This is a genomic window from Actinacidiphila bryophytorum (genome assembly GCF_016916835.1).
Lineage (GTDB): Bacteria > Actinomycetota > Actinomycetes > Streptomycetales > Streptomycetaceae > Actinacidiphila > Actinacidiphila bryophytorum.
This window is the reverse complement of record NZ_JAFFIX010000007.1, coordinates 21610-46528: the sequence shown is the minus strand read 5'-3', so window position 1 is coordinate 46528 and position 24919 is coordinate 21610. Positions and strand designations below refer to the sequence as shown.

The 24919-nt window shown below is 74.2% G+C and carries 21 protein-coding genes; 9 read left to right on the top strand and 12 right to left on the bottom strand.

Features of this window, described 5'->3' with window-relative positions:
- Positions 1–83: 83 nt before the first annotated feature.
- A complete protein-coding gene (locus JT723_RS12705; RefSeq protein ID WP_205044671.1) occupies positions 84–1019 on the top strand; it encodes an NADP-dependent oxidoreductase in 936 nt (311 codons plus the stop codon).
- 214 nt (positions 1020–1233) lie between these two features.
- Here the strand turns inward: JT723_RS12705 and JT723_RS12700 are convergent, their stop codons facing one another.
- Positions 1234–1923 (bottom strand): peptidyl-tRNA hydrolase, encoded by a 690-nt coding sequence (locus JT723_RS12700; protein ID WP_205044670.1) that lies wholly within the window; start codon positions 1921–1923, stop codon positions 1234–1236.
- Positions 1924–1982: 59 nt separating this feature from the next.
- On the opposite strand from JT723_RS12700, the gene JT723_RS36120 reads away from it, so the two are divergent.
- On the top strand, positions 1983–3530 hold the full coding sequence (locus tag JT723_RS36120; protein WP_307794064.1) for an ATP-binding cassette domain-containing protein: 1548 nt from the start codon (positions 1983–1985) through the stop codon (positions 3528–3530).
- 13 nt (positions 3531–3543) lie between these two features.
- On the opposite strand, the gene msrB is transcribed toward JT723_RS36120, so the two are convergent.
- The 4 genes from msrB to JT723_RS12675 all read right to left on the bottom strand — a co-directional run bounded on the left by msrB (position 3544) and on the right by JT723_RS12675 (position 6867).
- On the bottom strand, positions 3544–3948 hold the full coding sequence (msrB, locus tag JT723_RS12690) for a peptide-methionine (R)-S-oxide reductase MsrB (protein WP_205044669.1): 405 nt from the start codon (positions 3946–3948) through the stop codon (positions 3544–3546).
- Positions 3949–3958: 10 nt separating this feature from the next.
- A complete protein-coding gene (gene murC, locus JT723_RS12685) occupies positions 3959–5353 on the bottom strand; it encodes a UDP-N-acetylmuramate--L-alanine ligase (protein WP_205044668.1) in 1395 nt (464 codons plus the stop codon).
- Positions 5354–5422: 69 nt separating this feature from the next.
- Positions 5423–5914, bottom strand: a complete 492-nt coding sequence (locus JT723_RS12680; RefSeq protein ID WP_205044667.1) for an indole-3-glycerol phosphate synthase — start codon at positions 5912–5914, stop codon at positions 5423–5425.
- Between the two features lie 179 nt (positions 5915–6093).
- Complete coding sequence (locus JT723_RS12675) at positions 6094–6867, bottom strand: pyrimidine reductase family protein (RefSeq protein ID WP_205044666.1); 774 nt, start codon at positions 6865–6867, stop codon at positions 6094–6096.
- Positions 6868–7265: 398 nt separating this feature from the next.
- Between JT723_RS12675 and zapE the strand changes: the two genes are divergently transcribed.
- Both zapE and JT723_RS12665 read left to right on the top strand, forming a co-directional pair.
- The gene (zapE, locus tag JT723_RS12670; RefSeq protein WP_251513541.1) at positions 7266–8309 is read left to right on the top strand and encodes a cell division protein ZapE; all 1044 of its coding nucleotides are present in this window, start codon (positions 7266–7268) and stop codon (positions 8307–8309) included.
- 19 nt (positions 8310–8328) lie between these two features.
- The gene (locus tag JT723_RS12665; RefSeq protein ID WP_205044665.1) at positions 8329–9189 is read left to right on the top strand and encodes a PPK2 family polyphosphate kinase; all 861 of its coding nucleotides are present in this window, start codon (positions 8329–8331) and stop codon (positions 9187–9189) included.
- 8 nt (positions 9190–9197) lie between these two features.
- Here the strand turns inward: JT723_RS12665 and JT723_RS36560 are convergent, their stop codons facing one another.
- The 3 genes from JT723_RS36560 to lpdA all read right to left on the bottom strand — a co-directional run bounded on the left by JT723_RS36560 (position 9198) and on the right by lpdA (position 12601).
- Complete coding sequence (locus JT723_RS36560; RefSeq protein WP_443608057.1) at positions 9198–9428, bottom strand: hypothetical protein; 231 nt, start codon at positions 9426–9428, stop codon at positions 9198–9200.
- Complete coding sequence (treZ, locus tag JT723_RS12655; protein WP_205044663.1) at positions 9341–11080, bottom strand: malto-oligosyltrehalose trehalohydrolase; 1740 nt, start codon at positions 11078–11080, stop codon at positions 9341–9343. Before treZ ends, JT723_RS36560 begins: the two co-directional genes overlap by 88 nt.
- A 102-nt stretch (positions 11081–11182) precedes the next feature.
- Positions 11183–12601 carry a dihydrolipoyl dehydrogenase gene (gene lpdA / locus JT723_RS12650; protein ID WP_205044662.1) on the bottom strand — a complete coding sequence of 473 codons (1419 nt, stop codon included), beginning with the start codon at positions 12599–12601 and terminating at the stop codon, positions 11183–11185.
- Between the two features lie 85 nt (positions 12602–12686).
- On the opposite strand from lpdA, the gene JT723_RS12645 reads away from it, so the two are divergent.
- Complete coding sequence (locus tag JT723_RS12645; protein ID WP_205044661.1) at positions 12687–13541, top strand: LysR family transcriptional regulator; 855 nt, start codon at positions 12687–12689, stop codon at positions 13539–13541.
- Positions 13542–13972: 431 nt separating this feature from the next.
- Here JT723_RS12645 and JT723_RS12640 read toward each other — a convergent pair whose 3' ends face one another.
- Both JT723_RS12640 and JT723_RS12635 read right to left on the bottom strand, forming a co-directional pair.
- Positions 13973–14899 carry a zinc-binding dehydrogenase gene (locus JT723_RS12640; RefSeq protein WP_205044660.1) on the bottom strand — a complete coding sequence of 309 codons (927 nt, stop codon included), beginning with the start codon at positions 14897–14899 and terminating at the stop codon, positions 13973–13975.
- 116 nt (positions 14900–15015) lie between these two features.
- Positions 15016–15858 carry a helix-turn-helix domain-containing protein gene (locus tag JT723_RS12635; protein WP_205044659.1) on the bottom strand — a complete coding sequence of 281 codons (843 nt, stop codon included), beginning with the start codon at positions 15856–15858 and terminating at the stop codon, positions 15016–15018.
- A gap of 153 nt (positions 15859–16011) precedes the next feature.
- Between JT723_RS12635 and JT723_RS12630 the strand changes: the two genes are divergently transcribed.
- Together JT723_RS12630 and JT723_RS12625 are read left to right on the top strand one after the other, a co-directional pair.
- Entirely contained in the window at positions 16012–16782 is a 771-nt protein-coding gene (locus tag JT723_RS12630) for an SDR family oxidoreductase (protein ID WP_205044658.1), read from the top strand.
- Between the two features lie 18 nt (positions 16783–16800).
- Positions 16801–17757 (top strand): LysR family transcriptional regulator, encoded by a 957-nt coding sequence (locus JT723_RS12625; protein WP_205044657.1) that lies wholly within the window; start codon positions 16801–16803, stop codon positions 17755–17757.
- Here JT723_RS12625 and treY read toward each other — a convergent pair.
- Together treY and glgX are read right to left on the bottom strand one after the other, a co-directional pair.
- Positions 17754–20189: a malto-oligosyltrehalose synthase gene (treY, locus tag JT723_RS12620; RefSeq protein ID WP_205044656.1), complete on the bottom strand. Its 2436-nt coding sequence runs from the start codon at positions 20187–20189 to the stop codon at positions 17754–17756. The genes JT723_RS12625 and treY overlap by 4 nt on opposite strands.
- Positions 20190–20443: 254 nt before the next feature.
- Complete coding sequence (gene glgX / locus JT723_RS12615) at positions 20444–22582, bottom strand: glycogen debranching protein GlgX (protein ID WP_205044655.1); 2139 nt, start codon at positions 22580–22582, stop codon at positions 20444–20446.
- Between the two features lie 279 nt (positions 22583–22861).
- Here glgX and JT723_RS12610 point away from each other — a divergent pair, with 279 nt between their 5' ends.
- Both JT723_RS12610 and JT723_RS12605 read left to right on the top strand, forming a co-directional pair.
- Entirely contained in the window at positions 22862–24082 is a 1221-nt protein-coding gene (locus JT723_RS12610) for an SAV2148 family HEPN domain-containing protein (RefSeq protein WP_205044859.1), read from the top strand.
- Positions 24083–24155: 73 nt separating this feature from the next.
- Positions 24156–24860, top strand: a complete 705-nt coding sequence (locus tag JT723_RS12605; protein ID WP_205044654.1) for an exonuclease domain-containing protein — start codon at positions 24156–24158, stop codon at positions 24858–24860.
- Positions 24861–24919: the final 59 nt, after the last annotated feature.

Below are 24919 nucleotides of genomic sequence, written 5' to 3'. Positions count from 1 at the left end.
CAGGTGCCTTCTTACCGAAAGAGAGTAACGCGATCTAGGTTCGCAGGTGTCCGCCACACCCTCGTGAACCCAGGAGAACAGCCATGCGTGCAGTCGTCGTACGGGACTTCGGCGGTCCCGAGGCGCTGGTCACCGTCGAGCAGCCGCTGCCGGAGCCCGGCCCCGGGCAGGTGCGCATCGCGGTCCAGGCCGCCGCGGTCAACCCCATCGACCTCGCCGTACGCGCCGGATCCATGATCACCATCGGCTTCGCGGAACCGCAGCCGCAGTTCGGGATCGGCTGGGACGTCGTCGGCACGGTCGACGCCGTCGGGGCGGGGGCGGGATTCGCCGTCGGCGACGCCGTGATCGGCCTCGTCGACCGGCTCGACCTCGTCACCGGGGGATACGCGGAGTACGTCGTACTCGACGCGGCCGCCGTCGGGCGCGCGCCCCGCGACGTGCCGTCCGCCGAAGCCGCCACCCTGCCGCTGTGCGGCCTCACCGCGGCGCAGGCCCTCGACCTGCTCGACCTCGCGCCCGGCGACACCCTGCTCGTCACCGGCGCGGCCGGCGGCGTCGGCGGCTTCGCCGTCGAACTCGCCGTCGCCCGCGGGCTGCGGGTCGTCGCCCTCGCCTCGCCCGACGACGAGGAACTCGTCTGCGGCCTCGGTGCGCAGCACTTCGTGCCGCGGGGGGAGCGGGTCGCGGACGCGGTCCGCGCGGTCGTGCCCGGCGGGGTGGACGGGGTCCTCGACGCCGCGGGCCTCAAGACCCGAGCGCTTGAGGCGCTGCGCGCCGGCGGGGCCTTCGTCGCCGTCGGGCTCGGGGCCGATCCCGTGCCGCGGCGGGGAACGCGGGTCCACAACGTGTGGGTCCGTGCGGATGGGCCGCGCCTCACGGAGCTGGCCGCGCTTGTGGAAGCCGGCCGGCTCACGCTGCGGGTGGCAGCCACATACCCGCTGGCCGCGGCTGCCGCGGCCCACACCCGCCAAGCCCAAGCCGGCCTCCGCGGCCGCCTCGTCCTCCTCCCCGCCTAGCCCCTCCGGGGTCCTGCCCCATGCGGTGGGCGGTCGCCTTTCCCCCGGTGGTGGGTTGCGCGCGCAGTTCCCCGCGCCCCTGGGGGTTGCCCTCTTTCCGCAGGGGCGGCGCTTTCAGGGGGCGCCGTCTGGCTGCGGGGGTGGGCGTTTTTCAGGGGTGCGGGGAACTGTGCGGACGGGGGGCGGGCCGGTGGGGGTGAGGAGGAGTGCCTGCTCAGGGGTAGGAGGCGATGACCGTGGGCGTGCCCGGGGGGATTTCGGTGAAGCCGGCGTCACGGACGACGGGGAGCGCGGGGGTGGACGCGAGCCGCGTCCAGACGCGGCTCGCGGGCGTGCGGACCGCGAGGGGGAAGCCCGCCGACCTCCAGGCAGCGCGCCCGGGAGCGCCCAGCTCCCACCAGGCGAGCTGCGCTCCATGCCCGGCCTGGGCCATGGCCTTGCCCGCGGACATCGTTACCTCGGGATTCATCCAGAGCACCGGCACTCCCGCCTCGGGTGGCGGGACCGGCCCCCGGTCGTCCAGCTCGGTGCCGGACACCTGGAGCCTGGCCAGGTCCTTGGGCCAGCCGTCGAGCGGCACGGGCGGGTAGACCCGCACCTCGGCGGTGCGGCCGGTGACGGTGATGCCGGGCAGCGCCTCGGCCCTGCGCCATTCCGCGCCCCGCGCCCGGCGTACGACCTTTCTGATCCTGGCGTCCTCCCAGTCGCGTACCGCCTGTGTCCATTCGCCGTCCTCGGCGGTGGCGCGTTCGTCGGACAGCAGGGTCAGTACGGCCCGGGCGGCCGTCTCCAGCGCGTCGGTGCGGGCGGGGGGAGCGTCGCGTTCGATGCGGACCACGAGCGGCAGGACGAACTGCGGTGCCGCGTCCCGCTCGGCGGCGCTGTGCTGGAAGGGGCTGGTCACGGGCCCAGTCTGCCACCGCGGCTTGGCGGCCCACGGGCGGGTGGGCCAGGATGAGGGTCGTGCGTGCGACGGGACTGCTGCGGTTCGACGGCGTGGGGCGGCGCTACGGGGTGCGCGGCCCGTGGGTGCTGCGGGACGTCACGCTGGAGGTGCCCGCGGGCGCGCTGGTGCGCGTGCAGGGTGTGAACGGAAGCGGCAAGTCGACGCTGCTGCGCGTCCTGGCGGGGGTGGACGCCCCCGACGCGGGCAGGGTCACCGGCCGCCCGGCCGCGTCCACCGCGTATGTGCCCGAGCGCTTTCCCGCGGCGCTGCCCTTCCCCGTCCTGCGCTATCTCACCCACATCGGTGCGCTCCGCGGCCTGCCCGCGGCTGCCGCGCGGGCCCGGGCCGAGCACTGGCTCGACCGCTTCGGGATCGGGGCGTACGCCCGCACCCCGCTGGACGAGCTGTCCAAGGGCACCTGCCAGAAGGTCGCGGTGGTGCAGGCACTGCTGGCCGACCCCGCGCTGCTGGTCCTTGACGAGGCGTGGACGGGCCTGGACACCGACGCCCGCGGCGCCCTCGACGCGGCGGTCCGCGCCCGGGTGGCGGCGGGCGGCACGGTGGTGTTCGTCGACCACGACGCGCGCCGGCTGGCGGGCGAGGCCACCGTGACGGTGACCGTGCCGGCGGGGACGGGACCCGTGGCCGTGGACCTGACGACCGCCGCGCCGCCGCCCGCGGAGGGCGTCGTCATCGAGGCGGTGCGGCCCGGCGGCCCCGAGGACTCGGACCTGCGGCTCGTCGTGCCCGCGCAGGAGTCGGACGCGGCGCTGCGCGGGCTGCTCGGCGCGGACCCGCCGTGGCATGTCACCGGTGTCCGCACCCACACCCCGGCCGCCGCGGTCGCCCCCGACCTGCCGGAGGTGCCCGCGGCCACCGGTGTACGGCAGCGGGCCGCGGCCCTGCTGGCCTACCAGGCAGGGCTGCTGGCCCGCTCGCACCGCTGGCTGCCGCCGCTGCTCCTGTACGGCGCCGTCATGGCGATCGGCGTGTCCGGCGGCCAGCCGGTGCTGGGCTCGCTCGGGTACGCGGCGGCGCTGCTGCTGCCGGTCGCCGCGTGGATGGTACGGGTCTGCGTCGGCAACGAGCCGCCCGCCGCGCGGGCCTGCGTGGCCTCCGCGGTCGGCGCCCGGCAGGCGCAGGCGGGGGCACTGGGCACCGCGGTGCTGGCGTCCGCGCTGCTCGGCGCGGTCGGCACGGGCGTCGTCGCGGCCGTCAGCAGCGCCTACTCCGACGACATGCGCACGGCGGTGCCGGTCGGCCCTGCGGCCGTGGCGGGCCTGCTGGCCGCCGCGGTCTCCGTCCTGCTCGGCACCGCCGTCGGGGCGCTCACGAACCCGCCGCTGCTGCGGCGGGGCGGCTGGTCGCTGCTCGCCACGGGGCTGGCGGCGGGCGCCGTGCTGATCGTCTCGGGCTCCCCGGCGCAGGCCGCGGTGACCGACCTGGTCACCGGTTCGCGCACCGGGTCCGTCTCCTACCCGGTGCCGGCCCTGGCGGCCGCGGCCGTGCTCGCCGCGGCGGCCTGCTCCCTCTCCCTGCGGGCCGCCCGCCGCACCTACCCCTGACGGGCTGGGGCCGCTACTCCTTGGGGGCGAGCTTGAGCGAGATCGAGTTGATGCAGTAGCGCTGGTCGGTGGGCGTGCCGTAGCCCTCGCCCTCGAAGACGTGGCCCAGGTGCGAGCCGCAGCGCGCGCAGCGCACCTCGACGCGGACCATGCCCATCGAGCGGTCCTCGATCAGCTCGACGGCGTCGGTGTCGGCCGGGTCGTAGAACGACGGCCAGCCGCAGTGGGACTCGAACTTCGTGTCGGAGCGGAAGAGCTCGGCGCCGCACGCCCGGCACGCGTACACGCCCTCGGTGGTGACGTCGGTGTACTCGCCCGTGAACGGACGCTCGGTGCCGGCCTTGCGCAGGACCGCGTACTCCTCGGGCGACAGCTCCGTGCGCCACTGCTCGTCGGTCTTGTTCACTTCATACGACATGGAGGTCCTCTCAGCTGCCGAGGCGGGCGAGAATCAGCGGTCCGAGGTCGGTCACGTCGCCCGCCCCCATGGTGAGAACGAGATCACCCGGCTTGGCCATTCCTGCCACCACCGCGGGCACCGCCTGCCGGTCGGACTCGGCGCTCACGTCGGCGCCCGCCGCCCTTGCCGCGTCGATGATGACCGCGCTCGTCACCCCGGGGATCGGGTCCTCGCGCGCCGGGTAGATGTCCAGCACCAGCGACGCGTCGGCCAGCGCCAGGGCGCCGCCCATCTCCACGCCCAGCTCCCGGGTGCGGCTGAACAGGTGCGGCTGGAAGACCACAAGCACCCGGCCGCCCTCCGCGGCGCCGCGGATCGCCTCCAGGTCGGCGGCCATCTCGGTCGGGTGGTGCGCGTAGGAGTCGATCACCTGCACCCCCGCCGCCTCGCCCTTGAGCTGCAGCCGGCGCTTCACACCGGTGTACTTGCCGAGCGCCGACGCCAGGTTGCGGGCCGGCGCCCCGATCGCGATGCCCGCGGCCAGCGCGGCGACCGCGTTGAGCGCGTAGTGCCGGCCCGGCACCGACACCGTGAAGGTCAGCATCCTGCCCTCGAGCAGCACGGTGACCTCGCTGGTCAGGCCGCGCGGGTTGATCTTCACCACCCGCACGTCCGCGCCCTCGGCCTCGCCGACCGTCACGATCCGCAGGCCCCCCATGTCCCGCACCCGGGAGGTCAGCTCCACCGCGCCCGGCTGGTCGGCCGACACCACCAGGGTGCCGCCGGGCCGCACCTTGCCGACGAAGGTCTCGAAGGACTCGTAGATCTCCTCGATCGAGGCGTAGTTTGCGTGGTGGTCCAGCTCCACGTTCAGCACGATCGCCACCTCGGGGGCGTACGTGTGGAAGCTGCGGTCGCTCTCGTCGGCCTCCGCGACGAAGACCTCGCCGGCGCCGTGGTGGGCGTTCGACCCGGGCGCGTCCAGGTCGCCGCCGATCGCGTACGACGGCTCCATGCCGAGGGCGGTCAGCGCGACCGCCAGCATCGAGGTGGTCGTCGTCTTGCCGTGCGTGCCGGCCACCGCGATCGCCCGGGCACCCTCCATCAGGGCGGCCAGCGCGTCGCTGCGGTGCACCACGGGTACCCCGCGCTCGCGGGCCGCCGCCAGCTCCGGGTTCTCCTGCCGGATCGCGCTGGAGACCACGACGGCCGTCGCGTCCCGCGCCAGGTGCGCGGCGTCGTGCCCGATGTGCACGGTCACGCCCAGGGCGCGCAGCGCCGCGGCCGTCTCCGACTCCCGCGAGTCGCTGCCCGCCACGTGCGCCCCGCGCTGCGCGAGGATCTTCGCGATCCCCGACATCCCTGCGCCGCCGATACCGATGAAGTGCGGTCGGTCCATGGTGGGCGGAACGGACGGGCTCATACGCGGGTCTCCAAAGGGTGAGCCGTTGACGGGTCAGCCGATTCTCGCACTGCCCGCGCCCGCCGTCCGTCACCCCTGCGCGGGCCGCTCGCCGTCGTCCGCCTGTGCGAACAGCTTCAGCACCGGAACGCCCACCTTGTGGCGGGCGCGCGACGTCCAGTCGCGGTGGAAGAACTCCTCCACGAAGTGCGGCGCCGTCAGCACGATGACCTCGTCGGCGCCGGTGCGCTCCACGACCGTCTTGAGCATGTCCAGCGGGTGCTTCTGGACGATCTCGCCGACCGCGTCCGCGCCGGCCGCGCGCAGCGCCCCGATCGAGTGCGCCAGCGCCCGTTCCGCGGGCTGGAAGGCCTCCTCGCCCTCCGGCACCTCGCGCTCCTTGGCCGCGTCCTCGATATAGCCGAGTGCCACGTCGTCCACCGCACGCAGCAGCCGGTCCTGGTCGCCGCGGGGCTGCATCAGCACCACGAAGGAGACCTGCTCCTCGCCGTGCAGAGACGTGATCAGCTCCACGTCCGCCGAAGCGAGCGGCTTCTCGATCATGAGTACGGTCGTGAACACGGACGCGTCCTTCTTTCTCGCAGGCCACTGGGCCGCCATGGGTCCATCCTGCCCCGGTCTTCACAGGGCATCGCTGTAAGTGTTCCCGAGCGGAGCCAAGCGGAACGGTGGAATCCGGTTTTTTGCGGCTCATCCTTGCCCCGGGTGCGCGCGGTGCGCGCCGCAGGGGTGGTGGGCGTCTACCCGCGGACGTAACGGGTGAACAGCTGTCCGCCCTCTTCCAGGACGGACAGGGGTACGTACGCCGTCGGCCCGGCCGGCATCGGGAGGCCGTTCATCACGCGGGGCGCGTCGCCGCCCACCAGCAGCGGCGCCACCGTCAGGCACAGCTCGTCCAGCACGCCGGCCGCCGCGAACTGCGCCAGCAGGCGCGGGCCGCCCTCGTGCAGCAGCCGGGTGTGGCCCAGCGCGGCCATCTCCGCGACCGCCCGCACCGGGTCCACGGCGGTGTCCCCCGCCAGGACCACCCGGGCGCCGGCGGCCTCCGCCGCCGCCCTGCGCTCGCGCGGCGCGGCGGTGCAGGTCAGCACGATCGTCGCGGTCGCCGGGGTCACCGGCTCGCGGAACAGCGGGGCGTCCAGGTCCAGGTCCAGGCTGCGGCTCACCACCGCGATCACCGGGGCCGGGAGCTGGCCGGCGGCGGCGCGCTGCTCGGCGAAGTCCTTGCGGGCCTTCGCCGGGCGGTAGCCCTCGCGGCGTACGGTCTCGGCGCCGACGAGGACGGCGTCGGCCAGGGCGCGGAGGGTGCCGAAGACGCGCATGTCGGCGGGGGAGGAGAGGGGGGCGGAGCGGCCTTCGGCGTGGGCGGCGCCGTCGAGCGACGCGACCATGTTCGCCCGTAGGTACGGGCGGTCCTTCTCCCGGGGCGCCGGGTACGCGTAGGCGGCCGCCAGGCCGCGGGGGGTGTCGAGGTCGGGGTCTGTCGTCCCGGCGGAAGGAAGCAGGCGGCGCATGCGCGCAGTCTCCCACGTGCGCTTTTGGTCCGCTCGGGGTGCGCGTGCTGTGTGCGGCCGGGGTCGGTGCCGCTTCGGGGGTATCTCCTCGGCCTGCGCGCCTCGGCTCTTCCCGAACGAGGCGGCGGGAGTCGCGCGCATGCCTGCGGGGACACCCCCGAATCGTCCCCTCGGCTGCGATGGCGGCTTGCGGTGAGTTGTCGGCGAGGTGGCCTTCGCTGCGTCCTCGGCCGCGGCAGCTGCTGGCGGTTCGCCGGGGGGTGTCGGCGCGCAGCCGCCGATGGCGGGGCACCGCCCACTGGGAGACCGTTCGACGAACTACAACTCGCACGGGTGGTGCGGGTGGGAGAGAAACCCCACGCCGGCAGGCGTGGGAGGACGGACTAGGCTAAGGAGCCGTGTCGTCTTCCGCGCTGATCAGACCGGTCGCCCTCAGCGGGCGCAGCCCGCATGTCGAGGTCGGGCGGCTCGTCCAGGAGATGGTGCCGCCGCCGCGGTTCGACGGGGTGCGGTTCGAGACGTACGAGGCGGACCCGGCGCAGCCGAGCCAGGCCGCGGCTGTGGCGCAGCTCAAGGCGTTCGCGGCGCGCCCGGCGCAGGAGGCGCGGCGGGGGTGGTTCCGGCGGGAGCCGGCGGCGCCGGCGGGCGGGGTGTATCTGGACGGCGGCTACGGCGTCGGCAAGACCCATCTGCTGGCCTCGTTGTGGCATGCGACGCCCGCGCCCAGGGAGCGCAAGGCCTTCGGGACGTTCGTGGAGCTGACGAACCTGGTCGGGGCGCTGGGCTTCCAGCCGGCGGTGCACGCGCTGAAGGACCACCGGCTGCTGTGCATCGACGAGTTCGAGCTGGACGACCCGGGCGACACCGTGCTGGTGTCGACGCTGCTGGGCAAGCTCGCGGACGCGGGCGTACGGCTGGCGGCGACGTCGAACACGCTGCCGGGGAAGCTGGGGGAGGGGCGGTTCGCGGCGGCGGACTTCATGCGGGAGATACAGGGGCTGTCGGCGCGGTTCACCAGTGTGCGGATCGACGGTGAGGACTACCGGCACCGGGGGCTTCCGCAGGCGCCGGAGCCGTACGTGGACGAGCAGGTGACGCGGGCGGCGCTGCGGACGCCGGGTTCCGCGCTGGACGACTTCGGGGCGCTGGCCGCGCATCTGGCGACGGTGCATCCGAGCCGGTACGGGGCGTTGTGCGACGGGGTCGAGGCGGTCTTTCTGACGGGGGTCAGCGAGGTCACCGACCAGGCGACGGCGCTGCGTCTCGTGGTGCTCGCCGACCGGTTCTACGACCGGGAGATACCGGTGATGGCCTCGGGGGTGCCCTTCGACCGGCTGTTCGCGGCGGAACTGCTGGCCGGCGGCTACCGCAAGAAGTACTTCCGTGCAGTGTCCCGGCTGACCGCGCTGGCCAGGGACGCCGGCGCTGGCGGGGCGGCCTGAACGGGCGCACGATCGGTGCATGGCCAAGGACAAGCGCAAGAAGGCGGACGGCAGCCTGCGGTCGCTGCTGCGGGTCCCGCAAGGGGTGAGCCTCGCGGAGTACGACACGCGGGCCACGCCCGGCAGCCCCGGGGGCAAGGCGAAGGCGCTGGCCGAGACGGAGCTGGTGCGGGCGCGGCTGGCGGACCTGCAGGAGCGGCTGTTCGCGCAGAGCACCGCGGGTGACCCCCGGTGCGTGCTGCTGGTGCTCCAGGGCATGGACACCTCGGGCAAGGGCGGCACCGTCAAGCACGTGGCGGCGGGGCTGAACCCGACGGGTGTGCGGGTGACCGCCTTCAAGGCGCCGACGGCCGAGGAGTCGCAGCACCCGTTCCTGTGGCGGATCCGCAGGGCGCTGCCGGTGCCGGGGGAGATCGGTGTGTTCGACCGCTCGCACTACGAGGACGTGCTGATCGCCCGGGTGCGCAAGCTCGTGCCGCGGTCGACGTGGAGCCGGCGCTACGGGGTGATCAACCGCTTCGAGCAGTCCCTCGCCGACGACGGCGTCACCGTGGTGAAGGTCTTCCTGCACATCGGGTACGAGGAGCAGCGCGAGCGCCTGGTGGCCCGGCTGGACAACCCGGCCAAGCACTGGAAGTTCAACGAGGGCGACATCGCCGAGCGGGCGCTCTGGCCGTCCTACCAGCAGGCGTACGAAGCCGCGCTGGAGCGCTGCTCGACCGACAGCGCGCCCTGGTACCTGGTGCCCGCCGACCGCAAGTGGTACCGCAACTGGGCCGTGGCCCAGCTGCTGCTGGAGCACCTGGAGCTGATCGGCCCCGAGTACCCCCCGGCCGGCTTCGACGTGGCCGCCAGCCGGGCGGCACTGCTGGAGACCTAGGACAGGCCCTAGCCGAAGCAGGCCGTGCGCTGGGCCTCCTGCCACTCGCAGACCGGGCAGTAGGTGGCGCCGCGGGTGCTCGCCGGGTACTCGGTGGGCTCGCCGCACAGCACGCAGTCGGCGAGCGGTTCTGATTCCGTGGGTGTCTGCGTCACGCCTCCACCGTAGCGTCCGTGGTGCGCAGGACGGCCGCCCCGCGGGCGGGGAGCTGGACTGCCGGCCCGGGCAGGAGCTTGCAGCCGGGGCGGGCCAGCACGATCTCGCAGGGGGAGTTCAGCGGCACCCGGGCGGGCGCGTCGGAGAAGTTGGCCAGGATGCGGAAGGGGCCGCGGGCGACCCGCAGCGTACGGCCGCCCGCGGTCGCGGTGACCGCGTCGAGCTGCGGGTCGGTCAGGGCGGGCTCCGAGCGGCGCAGGGCGATCAGGGCGCGGTACCAGTCGAGCAGTTCGCGGTGCTCGGGCTTGTCGGGCTCGGCCCAGTCCAGGCAGGAGCGGTCCCGGGTGGCCGGGTCCTGCGGGTCGGGCACGTCCTGCTCGGCCCAGCCGTGGCCGGCGAACTCGCGGCGCCTGCCGCGGGTGATGGCCGCGCCCAGCTCCGGGTCGTGGTGGTCGGTGAAGAACTGCCAGGGCGTGGTCGCTCCCCACTCCTCGCCCATGAACAGCATCGGGGTGAAGGGCGAGGTCAGGACGATGGCCGCGGCGGCGGCCAGCTGGCGCACGGTCAGCCGGTCGCCGGTGGCCCGGTTGCCGACCTGGTCGTGGGTCTGGGCGTAGCCGATCAGCCGGTGGCCGGGTGCGGTGCTCGGGTCGAGGGGGCGGCCGTGGTGCCGGCCGCGGAAGGAGGAGTAGCTGCCGTCGTGGAAGAAGCCGTGGCCGAGGGTCTTGGCGAGCGCGGCGGGGCCCGCCGCGGCGAAGTCGGCGTAGTAGGCCTGCGACTCGCCGGTGACCGCGGTGTGCAGGGCGTGGTGGAAGTCGTCACTCCACTGGGCGTGCAGGCCCAGGCCGCCGGCCTCCCGGGGGGCGGTGGTGCGCGGGTCGTTCAGGTCGGACTCGGCGATCAGGAACAGCGGGCGGCCGAGCGCGGCCGACAGCCCGTCGACGGCCAGGGACAGCTCTTCGAGGAAGTGCAGCGCGCGGGTGTCGACCAGGGCGTGGACGGCGTCCAGCCGCAGCCCGTCGAGCCGGTAGTCGCGCAGCCAGGCCAGCGCGCTGCCGGTCAGGAAGGAGCGGACCTCGTCCGAGCCGGGCGCGTCCAGGTTGACCGCGTCGCCCCAGGGGGTGTGGTGGCGGTCGGTGAAGTACGGGCCGAAGGGCGGCAGGTGGTTGCCGGAGGGGCCGAGGTGGTTGTGCACCACGTCGAGGACCACGCCCAGGCCGTGCCGGTGTGCTGCGTCGACAAAGCGCTTCATCGCCTCGGGGCCGCCGTAGGGCTCGTGCACAGCCCACAGCGACACGCCCTCGTAGCCCCACCCGTTGGTGCCGGGGAAGGGGCACACCGGCATCAGCTGGATATGGGTGACGCCCAGCCTCGCCAGGTGCGGCAGGCGTTCCGCAGCCGCGTCGAAGGTGCCCTCGGGGGTGAAGGTGCCCACGTGCAGCTCGTACAGGACGGCGCCGGGCAGGCCGCGGCCCGGCCAGGGCGCCGACCAGGCGAAGGCGTCGTGGTCGACGACCGCGCTCGGCCCGTCCGGCCCGTCCGGCTGCCGGCGCGAGCGCGGGTCGGGCAGCGGCGGGCCGCCGTCCAGTACGTACGCGTAACGGGTGCCCGCCGGTGCCGGCAGCTCGGTGCGCCACCAGCCCTCACGGGACGGGTCCGGGTCGAGCCGGTGGGTGCGCTCGTCGACCAGGATCTCCACCTGCTGGGCAAGGGGCGCCCACACTTCGAACAGCACACACGTCTCCCGTCCGGTCCGCGACAGTCCGTCCCGGGCACATGCATGCCCGCCGACCGGGCGGCTCAGACGAAGTTCACTCGCCGCAAATCCGCCGGGCGCTCACACCGACTGGTGCAGCCCGCGGCCCGCCAGCGTCAGGAACACCTCGCCCACCGCCTCCGACAAGGTCGGATGCGGGTGGATGTGCCATGCCACGTCGGCCGGCTCCGCCTCCCAGCCGACGATCAGCTGGCTCTCCGCGATCATCTCCGAGACGTGCGGTCCCACCAGGTGGACACCGAGCACCGGGCCGCCGCTGCGGTCCGCGACGACCTTCACACTGCCGCCCTGCCCGTGCACCATGCCCTTGGCGACCGCGGTCAGCGGCATCGAGTTCACGACCACGTCGTGGCCCCGCTCGCGCGCCTGCTCCTCGGTCAGTCCCACCGAGGCGGTCTGCGGGCTCGAATACGTCACCCGCGGCACCGCCGGGTAGTCGACCGGCCGCGGGCTGCCGCCCGCCAGCACCTCCGCCACCAGCAGGCCCTCGGCGAAGGAGGCGTGCGCCAGCCCCGGCGAGGGCGGCGGCAGCAGGTCGCCCACCACATGGATGCCGGGCACCGCCGTCTCCAGCCGCGCCCAGTCGGCGGGCGCCACATGGCCGCGGGCGTCCGTCGCCAGCCCCGCCGCCTCCAGGCCGAGCCCGTCGGTGACCGGCTCCCGCCCCACCGCGACCAGCAGCCGCGCCACCTCGTGCACCCGCGTCTCGCCGCGGGCGGTCACCACCGTGACCCGCACCCCGTCCTGGTAGGTCTCCGCCGCCGTCATCCGCGCGCCGGCCAGCACCTCGATGCCGCGCCTGCGCAGACCCCTGCCCAGCTGCCGCGACACCTCCGCGTCCTCCAGCGGCAGCAGCCGGTCCGCGGCCTCCACCAGGACCACCCGGGCGCCCATCGAGCGATGCAGCGAGGCGTACTCCACGCCGATCGCGCCACCACCCAGCACCAGCACCGAGTCCGGCAGGCCCGGTGCGAACAGCGCGTCGTCACTGGTGACCACCCGCCGCCCGTCGGGCACCAGGCCCGGCAGCAGCCGCGGGCGCGACCCGGTCGCCAGCACGATGCCGCGCGCCGCGGTGTACGCCCTCCCGCCCGCCGCCACGGAACGCGGCCCGGTCAGCCGGGCCTCCGCCCGCACCACCCGCACCCCGGCATGCGACAGGTGCGCCTCCACCCCGCGGTGGTTGCGGGCCACGATGTCGTCGCGCGTCGCGGTCAGCGCCGGCCAGTCCACCGCCTCCAGGGCAGCCTTCACCCCCCAGCGCTCCCGCGCCTCGGCGATCCCGTCGACCAGCTCCGCCGCGTGCAGCATCGCCTTGCTCGGGATGCAGCCGCGGTGCAGGCACGTGCCACCCACCAGGTCCCGCTCCACCAGCAGCACGTCGAGGCCCAGCGCCGCGGCCCGCAAGGCGGTGCTGTAACCGCCCGTACCGCCGCCGACCACGATGACATCCGCCGCGTCCCGCTCCTCTGCGCTCATGAACGCCAGTCTCCGGCGGTGCCCTGCCATGAGTCCAAGGCCTAACGTGTGTGGCAGGCATGCAGAGCGCTTATGGGAGGCCGCGATGAGCCTGCGCCAGATGGAGTACTTCGTGACCGTCGTGGCCGCCGGGTCCTTCACCCGGGCCGCGGAACAACTGCACGTCACCCAGCCCGCACTGTCCCACCAGATCAAGGCGCTCGAACGGTACGTCGGCGGCCCGCTGCTCGAACGCCTCCCGCGGGGCGTACGGCTCACCCCCATGGGCCGCGCCTTCCTGCCGCACGCCGAGGTCGCCGTGGGCAGCGCCGCCCAGGCGGAACGCGCCGCCCGCGCCGCCGCCGGGGCCGTCGGCGGGGAACTCCACGTCGCCGCCGTCCACTCCGTGGCCGCCGGCCTGCTGCCCCCGGTCTTCGCGCGCTGGCGGCGCGAACGGCCCGGCGTCGAACTCGTCCTGCACGAATACGCGCGGGACGAGGACCTCGACGACAGCATGGAGCGCGGGGTCGCCGACATCGCCGTCGGCCACGGCGGGGGCGGGGCCGCCGCCGCGGTGCACATCGGCGACGAGGAGGTCGTCGTCGTGGTGCCCCCCGGGGACCCGCTCGCCGCAGCCGCGCCCATCGAGCTGGGGGCGCTCGCCGGGCGGGACTGGATCCGCTGCGCGATGGAGCCGGTCGTTCAGGGCAGGCCCTTCATCGACCTCGCCTGCGAGCGGGCCGGGTTCGCGCCGCGGACTGCGGTGCGCACCGAGCACACGACCACGGCCGTGGCCATGGCCGCGGCCGGGGCGGGGGTCGCCGTGGTGCCCTCCTACGCGGTCCCCCCGGGCACCCCCGCCGTCCCCCTCGCCCCGCCGTGGCGGCGGCCCCTCTATGCCTGGTCCCGCACCACCTTCGCCGGCCCCGCCGCCGCACTCGTCACCCTCCTGACCGGGTGACCCCGCGCCCCTCCGGCGCCCCGTCAGGCCCTGCCACTTGCGGTGAGCTTGCACCTTGCGGTGGGTGGGGGCTGGTCGCGCAGTTCCCCGCACCCCTGAGGGGTGCCCCCTTCCCGCAGGGTGAGCGTTTTCAGGGGCGCGGGGAACTGCGCGCCCAGCCCCCACCGGACGGAAAGGAAGCAACGCCACGGCACGTGGCACCCACCTGCGGGCAGCTCGCCGCCGGGGGAGAGGCGGGCGGGGGGAAGGGGGCGCCAGGCCGTGTTTTGGAAGTAGGGCCGTCCGCCCACAGGGCGGGCCCCGCGGCGTCTGGTGCGTGCGATCGCAAGGCGGAGGGTCGTCCTCGTAGTGGGCCTGCTCGGACGACTCCGACAACGCAGCGAGCGTGCGTGCCAGGCGTCGCGGGGCAGGCGGGACTTCCACAACACGGCCTAGGCGGCCACCTTGAGGACCGCGTTGGCCGGGATCGCGCGGTTGAGGAGGGCGGTCAGGACCGACGGGGTGGACGACCAGTCGGCGAGGTGGCCGATTTCCGGGTGGAGCCGCCCGGCGGCGACGAGGCGGACGAGGAGCGCGAGGTCGGCCGCGTACGGCTCGGGGAAGTCCTCGTAGGAGAAGTGGCGCAGCGTCGCGGAGACGGGCCCGCCGAAGAAGGCGAAGAAGTCGAGCGCGGCGGGCTCCCCCGACGCCTGCCCGAACCAGATCAGCTGCCCGCGGGGCCGCAGGAGCGCGAGGGCGCGGGCGGTCGTCGGCCCGCCGACGGACTCCAGCACGGTGTCGAAGGGACCGCCCGCGTCGGCGAGGTCGTGCACGACGGTGGCGCCGAATTCGGCCAGCCGCCGCCCGCGCGGGGCGGTCGCGGTGACGGCGGTGACGTCCGCGCCTGCGGCGACGGCGAGTTCCGTGACGTAGTGGCCGACCCCGCCGGACGCCCCGGTGACGAGCAGGGAGCGGCCGGCGAGGCTGCCCGCGGTGCGCAGCAGGCGCAGTGCGGTGAGGCCGGCGAGCGGCAGGGCGGCGGCGGTGAGGGTGGGCACCGTGTCGGGCAGTACCGCGATGCGGTCGGTGTCGACCGCCGCGTATTCGGCCCAGCCGCCGCCCGGCGGGTGGGCGACGACGCGCTGCCCGGTGCGTGGTCCGCTGCCGTCGGCGGCGGCCTGGACGACCAGGCCCGCGATGTCCTTGCCCGGCCGCATGCCGACGCCGGGCAGGGCGCCGTGCAGCCGGAGGATCTCACCGCGGTTGACGGAGAAGGCCTCGACCTTGACCAGTGCCTGGCCGGGGCCGGACCGCGGCTCTTCCGCCTCGCCCGGCGCGACCAGGGTGGCGGGGTCCCCTGTGGGCAGCAGTGCCTTCATCGTCAGCTCCTCGGTCCGGTGCGGCGGCGTTCTGCCGCGCAGCGCTGGATCCAGGAGAACCGCAGGTCAGGGGTGCCGTCCAACAGCCTTCCGTCGCGTGTGACAACCCCTGGTTGTCACACCTGGCCGGCCCGCTGGGCGGGGCGCGCGCCGGCGTGCCAGCTGGCGAGGACCGCGAGGCGTTCGGCGGTGGGCGTGCCGGGCTGCGCGGTGTAGACGACGACGGTCAGGTCGGCGTCGCCCGGCAGGGACAGCGTCTCGTAGGCGAGGTCGAGTTCGCCGACGACAGGGTGGATGAGCCGCTTGACGCCGTAGGTCTTCTCGCGCACCAGGTGGTCGGCCCACAGCCGGCGGAAGTGCTCGCTCTTCACGGACAGTTCGCCGATCAGCTCGGTGAGCCGCCGGTCGTCGGGGTGCCGGCCGGCGTGCAGCCGCAGGTAGGCGACGGTCTCGGCGGCGACCGCGGGCCAGTCGGGGTAGACGTCGGCGGCGCCCGGGTCGAGGAAGACCCGGCGCGGCATGTTGCGGGGGGCGCCGCCGGTGAAGTCGTGGACGGCGTCACCGAGGGAGTTCCAGGCCAGCGCGTCCATGCGGTGGTCGATGGCCATGGCGGGGCGGTCGGCCAGGTTGTCGAGCAGCAGCCGGACCCCGGGGCGTACGGCCGTGGAGGGTGCGGGGGAGGCGCTGCGGGCGGGGTGTGCGAGGTCCCGCAGGTGCTGCTGCTCGGTCGGGTCGAGCCGCAGCACGCGGGCGACGGCGTCCAGGACGGCGTCGGAGACGTTCTTGCCGCGGCCCTGTTCGAGCCGGATGTAGTAGTCGACGCTGACCCCGGCCAGCTGCGCGACCTCTTCCCTGCGCAGCCCCGGCACCCGGCGCCTGGTGTACGGCGGCAGGCCGACGTCCTCCGGCTGGATCCTGGCCCGCCTGGTCTGCAGGAAGTCCCCCAGTGTGTTCTCCATGCACACGAGCGTAGGCCAGGCCCGCGGGCGTGAGCGTGGTACTGCCGGACCCAGGTGGAGCGGAGCCCTGGGTGGCGTCCGCGGGCCGCAGCACAGTGGAGCCGTCAGCCCGGCAGGAGCGCCGGGCAGGTCACCACCAGGGAGTCACACGTCATGAGCACCACTTTCGGCAGCCTCGCCGGCCGTACCGCCGTCGTCACCGGAGCCGCCAGCGGGATGGGCGAGGCCACCGCCCGGCTGCTGGCCGCACAGGGCGCCAGGGTCGCATTGCTGGCCCGCCGCGCCGAGCGGCTGGGCACGCTCGCGGAGAAGATCGCCGCGGGCGGCGGCCAGGCGCTGGCCGTCACCGCGGACGTCACCGACGACGCGTCGGTGAGGGCCGCCGCCGACCGGATCAGGGCTGCGTACGGGCGGGTGGACCTGGTGGTCAACGCCGCCGGCGTGATGCTGCCCAACCCGATCGACGCCGGCCGCAGCGACGAGTGGGCGCGGATGGTCGACACCAACCTGACCGGCGCCCTGCGGATCATCGACGCCTTCCGCGACGACCTGCTCGCCGCCGGCGCCGAGGGCCGGCCCGCGGACCTGGTCAACGTCTCGTCGATCGGCGCACACCTGACCTTCCCCGGCTACGCCGTCTACAGCGCCACCAAGGCCGCGCTGACCCACCTGTCGGCGTCGCTGCGGGCCGAGTTCGGGCCGCGCAAAGTGCGGGTCACCAACATCGAGCCGGGCCTGACCGACACCGAACTGGGCGGGCACATCGACAACCCGGAGTTGTCGGCGCAGCTCGACGGGATGTTCCAGGCCTTTCCCGACACACTGACGTCGGAGGACATCGCCGACCTGATCGCGTACGTCACCAGCCGGCCCGCGCGCGTTAACCTGCGGCAGGTGATCGTGCTGCCGACCGGGCAGGCGTGAACGGACGGGGGTGCGGCGGTGGATCTCGACCTGGGGCAGGTGCGGGCCTTCGTGGTCACCGCCGACCGGCTGCACTTCGGGCAGGCCGCCGCCGAGCTGTACCTGACGCAGCAGGCGCTGTCCAAGCGGGTCGCCCGCCTGGAGGAGGCACTCGGCCGCAAGCTCTTCGACCGCACCGGGCACGGCGTCGAACTGACCGGCGCGGGCCGCAGGTTCCTCGAACCGGCCCGGGAGCTGGTGCGGGCGGGGGAGGCGGCGGTGGCCGCGGCACGGCACGAGGAGCGGCCGCTGCGGGTCAGTGTGTGGGGCCACATGTTCCTGCCGCTGCGCACGGTCCGCGAGGTCGTGGCCCGCGACCAGGACCTGGACATCGAGCTGAGCCTGCGGCCCGGCTACCCGGCGGCGCTCGCGGGCCTGCGCGACGGCGAGATCGACTTCGCGCTGGGCCGCGCCCACGCCCTGGACGAGCCGTGGCCGGCCGGGCTGACCCGCCGGCTGGTCAGGCTGGAGCGGGTCAAGGCGGTGATGAGCCGGGCGGCCCCGCTGGCCGGCGCGACCGCCCTGAGCCCGGCGGACCTGCGGGCGTCCCGGCTGTGGTTCCCGGCGCCGCGCGCGAAGGTCGAGTTCCTGCGGGCCTTCGCCGAGCGCTTCGGGGTGCCCGACGACTTCGGCGGCATCAACCTGGGCCTGGACCCCTTCCTTGCGCACCTGGCCGGGCATCCCGAGCTGTTCTCGCTGCTGTGCGCGGACGTCGAGGTGCCCGCGGGCAGCGGCCTGAGCGAGATCCCCGTACGGGGGCCGGCGCCGCTCTACGCCTGGCACGCGATCTGGCGCACCGGCGAGCAGCACGCGGTGCTGCCCCGGCTGCTCGCCGCCTTCGCCGCCACCGCCGCCGCCCAGTCCTGGCTCAGCTACGACCCGGCCCTGCACTGGCTCCCGGAGGCCGATCAGGCGGACCTGACGGGCCGGTCCTAGCGGGTCAGCAGCGCCACCGGGGACTCCGCGAACAGCTCCGCCAGCGGGACCCGGCCCTGGTAGGTGCCGGTGCCGAGCCGGCTGCGCCAGGTGCCGGGGGGGAGCGGCAGCACCGTGTCGCGCCAGCCGCCCGCCTGCTCCAGGCGCCGGGACAGCCGCGTCACCGCGGTCAGGGCGCTGCCGCCGCGCAGGAAGGCCACGCAGTGGTCGGCGGCGGGGCCGTCGGCGGCGAGCGGGTCGTACGCGCCCGCCGGGCCGAACCACTGCGGGTGGTCCCTGCGCAGCCGCAGCGCCACCGCCGTCAGCCGCAGCTTGGCCTCCTCCGGGCCGCGCGGGGGCTGCCCGGCCAGCAGGCCGTCCAGGGTGCCGCCGACCCCGAAGCGCTGGACACCGCCGCTCATGCCGGTCATCGGGCCGCGGTTGTCGGGGTCGACCAGGGTGTGCACGGGGAATTCCGTGCCCTGGTAGACGTCCGGCACGCCCGGCATCGTCAGGTGCAGCAGGGCCGCGCCCAGCGAGTTCGCGGTGGCGTACGGGCGCAGCAGCGCGGCGAACTCGCCGACGTCGTAGACCTGCACCCCGCAGGGGCCGTGCTCGACGAACTCGGCGACCGCCTTCTCGTAGCCCTCGTCCTGCTCCGTCCAGGTGGTGTACAGGCCCGCCTCCCGCACCGCCTTGAGCACCGCGGGCACCAGCCGGTCCGGGTGGCAGAAGCCCAGGCCCACACCGGTCTGGTAGGCGGTGTACCGCACCTGCGCGTTCGGCGCGGGCGGGCAGTCGAGTTCGGCTTCGCGCACCTCGCGGGCGCCCAGCCACTCCTGCCACGCCTCCGGCATCTCCGACAGCACCGCGAGCCGCAGCCGCAGGTCGGCGCTGCGCTTGGTGTCGTGCGTGGACAGCACCGTGCCCGTGGCGGGCCGCTCGCGCAGGACGGTGGCGCAGTAGGCGTGGAAGTCGGCGGGGTCGGTTGCCGGGCGGCCCGGGTCGCGGCCCACCTCGCACAGCGACAGCAGCGGGGTGTAGCGGTAGAAGGCGGTGTCCTCGACGGACTTCGCGTGCAGCGCCGAGGCGACCTGCGCGAAGCGCACCGTGAAGTCGTCGGCGTCGGCCCCCGCGCACCGGCCCAGCGCCAGGTCCCGTACGAAGTCCACCGCGCCGCCCGGCTCCTGCCCCAGCGCCCGCCCGGCGCCGAACGCGGCCCGCTCCAGCATCGCCTCGTCCCTCCCGCCCGCGGGGCCGCCGGGCGGCACGTACGGGCGGTAGACCGGCACCCGCACCAGCACCTCGCGGATCGCGTCGTCCATCACGTCAGGGGGGTACGGCCCGGCGCCGGGCAGCCCCGCCCTGGCCCGCTCCGCCGCACGGCGCAGCCGGGCGACCTCGGCCGCCAGGTCCACGGTGACCACCCGGTGGGCGGCCCTGCGCACCGTCGGCGCCCACCGGCCGCCGCGGTCGTCGTCCGCGCGGGTGTAGGCCCGGTGGAAGGCGTCCAGCTCCGCGGCGCCCGCCGGGTCGGTGAACAGGCCGTCGATGCGGTCCAGCGCGTCGTAGCCGGTGGTGCCCGCGCAGGCCCAGTCCGCGGGCAGCGGCTCGTCGCGCTGCAGGATCTTCTCGACCACCGTCCAGCGCCCGCCACTGGCCTCCGCCAGCCGCCGCAGATACCCCGCCGGGTCCGCGAGGCCGTCCGGGTGATCCACCCGCAGCCCGTCGGCCACGCCGTCCCGCAGCAGCCGCAGCACCGTCGCATGGGTGGCCTCGAAGACCTCGGGCCGCTCGACACGCACCGCGATCAGGTCGGCGATGGTGAAGAAGCGCCGGTAGTTCAGGTCGGTCCGCGCGGTACGCCAGTACGCCAGGCGGTACGCCTGCGACTCCAGCAGCTGCGGCATCGGCAGTCCCTCGGTGCCGGGGCGCAGCGGGAAGCGGTGGTCGTAGTACCGCAGCACCCTGCCGCCCGCGGCCTTGTCCCGTACGACCGACAGGGCGCCCAGCGCGTCCGGCAGCGGCTCCCCCAGCACCGGCAGCAGCACCTTGCCGCCCAGGGCGGCCCAGTCGATGTCGAACCAGTCCGCGAAGGGGGAGTCGGGGCCGTCCCGCAGCACGGCCCACAGCGGCCCGTTCAGGTACTCGGGGGCCGGTACGGCCATGTGGTTCGGCACGATGTCCAGGACCAGGCCCATGCCGTGCTCACGGGCCGTGCGGGACAGCTCCCGCAGGCCCTGCTCCCCGCCCAGCTCGGCCCTGACCCTGGTGTGGTCCACCACGTCGTACCCGTGCCCGGAACCGGGCACGGCCTCCAGCACGGGGGACAGGTGCAGGTGGCTGACGCCGAGCCGCGCCAGGTACGGCGCCGCGGCCGCCGCCTGCGCGAACGTGAACCCGGGCTGGACCTGTATTCGGTACGTGGCGCTCGGCACCGCCATTTCGCTCATGCCAACCTCTCTACCCGGGTTCCGCCTGTCCTGCCCCTTCAGGTCGCCTCCGGACCTTCCCCGGCGCTGTGGCTGGTCGCGCAGTTCCCCGCGCCCCTGATGGTTGCCCTCTGTGCGCAGAGCCGGCGCTTTCAGGCGGCGCCCTCTGCACAAGAGGGTGAGCGTTTTCAGGGGCGCGGGGAACCGCGCGACCAGCCAGGACGCACCGAAAGGTGCAAGCTCACGGCAAGTGGCACCCCTGGGCGGCCCCAGGCCTAGTCGGCCGGCCTCTGGAGGACGATCATGCTGCGGTCGGCCAGGAGGATGCGGTCCCCGGCCGCGACCCGCTCCCCGGCGCCCGGAGGCACCCCCTCCGGGCGCTCGGTGTCGACGACCAGCTGCCACTCCTTGCCGTGGTTGACCGGGACCAGGAATTCCTGGGCCGAGGGCGCGGCGTTGAACATCAGCAGGAAGGAGTCGTCGGTGACGCGCTCACCGCGCGGCCCGGGCTCGGAGATGGCGTTGCCGTTGAGGAAGACGACCAGCGAGCGGGCGTGCGCGGCCTGCCATTCGCGCTGGGTCATCTCACCGCCCTCCGCGGTGAACCACGCGATGTCGGACAGCTCGTCGTGGGTGCCTTCCACGGGCCGCCCGTGGAAGAACCGGCGCCGCCGGAAGACGGCGTGGTCGCGCCGCAGCCACACCATCGTCCGTACGAACTCGTGCATGCGGTGCGCCTCGTCGGCGTCCTCGCCGGTGCCGCGCTTGTCGGGCCAGGCGATCCAGGCGAGTTCGTTGTCCTGGCAGTAGGCGTTGTTGTTGCCGCGCTGGGTGCGGCCGAACTCGTCGCCGTGGGAGAGCATGGGCACGCCCTGCGAGAGCATCAGCGTGGCGACGAAGTTCCGCATCTGCCGCTGCCGCAGCGCCTTGACCTGCCGGTCGTCGGTGGGGCCTTCGGCGCCGCAGTTCCAGGAGCGGTTGAAGCTCTCGCCGTCGCGGTTGTTCTCGCCGTTGGCCTCGTTGTGCTTGTCGTTGTACGAGACCAGGTCGCGCAGGGTGAAGCCGTCGTGGCAGGTGACGAAGTTGATGGAGGCCAGCGGGCGGCGCCCGTCGTCCTGGTAGAGGTCGGAGGAGCCGGTGAGCCGGGAGCCGAACTCGGCGAGGGTGGCGCTCTCGCCGCGCCACAGGTCGCGTACGGTGTCGCGGAATTTGCCGTTCCACTCGGTCCACAGCGGCGGGAAGTTGCCGACCTGGTAGCCGCCCTCGCCGACGTCCCAGGGTTCGGCGATCAGCTTGACCTGGGAGACGACCGGGTCCTGCTGGACCAGGTCGAAGAAGGACGAGAGCCGGTCGACCTCGTGGAACTGCCGGGCCAGGGTCGCGGCGAGGTCGAAGCGGAAGCCGTCGACGTGCATCTCGGTGACCCAGTAGCGCAGGCTGTCCATGATCATCTGGAGCACGTGCGGGCTGCGCATGAGCAGCGAGTTCCCGGTGCCCGTGGTGTCGGTGTAGTAGCGCTTGTCGCCGCCGAGCCGGTAGTAGGAGGCGTTGTCCAGGCCGCGCAGCGACAGGGTGGGGCCGAGGTGGCTGCCTTCCGCGGTGTGGTTGTAGACCACGTCGAGGATCACCTCGATGCCGGCCCGGTGCAGCGCCCGCACCGCGGTCTTGAACTCCAGCACCTGCTGCCCGCGGTCGCCCAGCGAGGCGTAGGCGTGGTGCGGCGCGAAGAAGCCGATGGTGTTGTAGCCCCAGTAGTTGGCGAGCCCCGCGTCGCTGAGCCGGTGGTCCTGGATGAACTGGTGGACCGGCATCAGCTCCAGGGTGGTGACGCCCAGTTCCACCAGATGGCCGATCACGGCCGGGTGGGCGAGGGCCGCGTAGGTGCCGCGGATCTCCTCGGGCAGCCCGGGGTGGGTCATCGTCAGGCCCTTGACGTGCGCCTCGTAGATGACGGTGCGGTGGTAGTCGATCCGCGGCGCCCGGTCGTCGGCCCAGTCGAAGTACGGGTTGACGACGACCGAGGTCATGGTGTGCGGGGCGGAGTCGAGGTCGTTGCGCGAGTCGGGCTGGCCGAAGCGGTAGCCGTAGACCGACTCGTCCCAGTCGATGTCGCCGCTCATCGCCTTGGCGTAGGGGTCGAGCAGCAGCTTCGCGGAGTTGCAGCGATGCCCGCGCGCCGGGTCGTAGGGGCCGTGCACCCGGAAGCCGTACCGCTGGCCGGGCATCACACCGGGCAGGTAGGCGTGCCGTACGAAGGCGTCGGCCTCGCGCAGCTCGACCGCGGTCTCGGACCCGTCGTCGTGCAGCAGACACAGTTCGATGCGCGACGCCACCTCGGAGAAGACGGCGAAGTTGGTGCCCGCGCCGTCGAAGGTGGCGCCGAGGGGGTAGGACTGACCCGGCCAGACTTGCATGTCGAGACTCTTCCACTCCTGACCGGGGCGCGCGGCCCGGTCACCTGGTCATCGCACCCGGAGGGGCTGCGTTGCCGAAGCTTGACGAGCAGTCATCTTCCCATCCGCTCCCACCCGAGGGTGACACTGCCACAACAGCCAGCGACCGTACGAGTGATGGGGTTGTCCGGTAGTAGTCAAGTAGGGTCGATACTGCTGCGACACCCCCCGCACCGCAGTACCCTTCCTTGATCGTGGACGGGGGTGGGAGGCGGTGAAGTGGTGACGTCCGGAGGTCTGATGCTCCCGGGAGGCGGTGAGCAGGGTGACCAGCACGACACCACTGTCGAGGGATCGCAGGGCGCGGTCACTCTCGCCCAGCCCATGGAGATCGGGGCGGAGCTGGACTGGGGCGCCGACGCCTGGGCCGAGGTGCGCACCCGCGCCCGCAGGGCGGGCCGCGCCTACGTCTGGCTGAACCTGGTCGAGCAGCGGCTGCGGGCGGTCGTCAACGCGGTGCTGCGGCCCATCTACGAACCCGTGCACGGCGAGGAGTGGGTCGTCGCGGCCGCGGGACCCGCCGGCCACGAATGGGTCCAGCGGGCCGTCGCCGTACGCGAGGTCAGCCGCAGGAAGGGCTTCCTGCTCGACCCGGCCGACGACAACGTGCTCAGCTTCCTGACGCTGCCCCAGCTGCGCGAGCTGGTCGTCCAGCACTGGCCCTGCTTCGAGCCCTACTTCGACGACCGCCGCGACCTCGAACTGGCCCTGGACGAGCTCGAAGTGGCCCGGCACGTGGTCTCCCGCAACCGGGCGCTGTCCCGCACCGTCCTGGACCAGGCGGAGCGGGCGAGCGCCCGGCTGCTCGACCTGCTGGGCGCGCGCAGCGACCGCACGTCCGCACAGCGGCTGCCGGTCGACGCGGTCGAGGAACTGGTCGCCGACCGCTTCTCCGACGTCGTCGGCGTCTACGCCGACCGGGTGCGGCTGCAGCGCCAACTGCCCGTCGAGGACCTCTTCGCCGGCGCCAGAAGGCTCGACGCGGTCGGCATCGGGCTGAACCTGCTGGTGCAGAACTACTCGGGCCGGCGGCTGATCCGGCTCGCCGAGGCGGGCTGCCGGGTGCGGCTGCTGTTCCTCAACCCCGCAAGCAGCGCCGTCCGCCGCCGCGAGCGCGAACTCGGCCTCGGGCGCGGTGAGATGAGCCGCTCCGTCGAGATGAACATCATGCACATGCGGCGGGTGCGGGCCAGGCTGCGCGACCCCGGCGCCTTCGAGATCCAGGTGTTCGACGAGACCCCGCGCTTCACCGCCTACCTCGTGGACGGCGACAGCGGCGACGGGCTCGCCGTCGTCCAGTCCTACCTGCGCAGGGCGCGCGGCATGGAGGTGCCCGTGATGGTGCTGCGCGGCGGTTCGCGGCGCGTCGTCGCCGACGACCGGCCCGCCGACACCGGGCTCTTCGAGGTCTACCGCGAGGAGTTCGAGAGCATCTGGACCGACGCGAGGCCGGTGTCCTGACCCCGGGACTGTCAGTGGTGCACGCGATGATGGCAGGGCACAGGGGGACAACGGGGCGGGAAGGGGACTTGCCATGGCATGGCACGAGGATCTGCTGGTCGGCTTCGACCTGGAGACCACGGGGACCGATCCGCGGCAGGCGCGGATCGTGACCGCGGCGGTCACCGAGGTCAAGGACGGCCAGCCGGTGCGGCACCGGGCCTGGCTCGCCGACCCCGGGGTGCCGATACCCCCGGAGACCACCGCCATCCACGGCGTCAGCACCGCCCGCGCCGCCGCAGAGGGGCGCCCGGCGCCTGAGGTCGTCGCCGAGGTCGCCGACGCGGTGCGCGGCTACTGGGCGGCACAGGTCCCCGTCGTCATCTACAACGCGCCCTTCGACCTCACGCTGCTCGACGCGGAGTTGCGGCGCTACGCCCTGCCGCCGCTGGTCGCCCCGGGCGGGCGTCCGGGACCCGTCGTGGACCCGCTGGTCATCGACCGCGCCCTCGACAAGTACCGCAGGGGCAAGCGGACGCTGGAGGCGGCCTGCGCGGTCTACGGCGTCGCTCTCGACGGTGCGCACGACGCGGGCGTGGACGCCCTGGCCGCGGTGCGGGTCGCCCGCGCCCTCGCCGCCCGCTTCCCGGAGGCGGGCCAGGCCGACCTGTGGGACCTGCACGTCGCCCAGGGCGGCTGGTATGCGGCATGGGCCGAGGACTTCTCGGCGTGGCTGCGCCGGCAGAACGCGGGAGCCGAGCCGATACCCGGCGACTGGCCGCTGCACACCGCCGCCTGACCCTCCCGGGGGGCGCCCTTTGCGGTGGGCGGTCCGCCTTCCCCAAGGGGCAGGGCCGG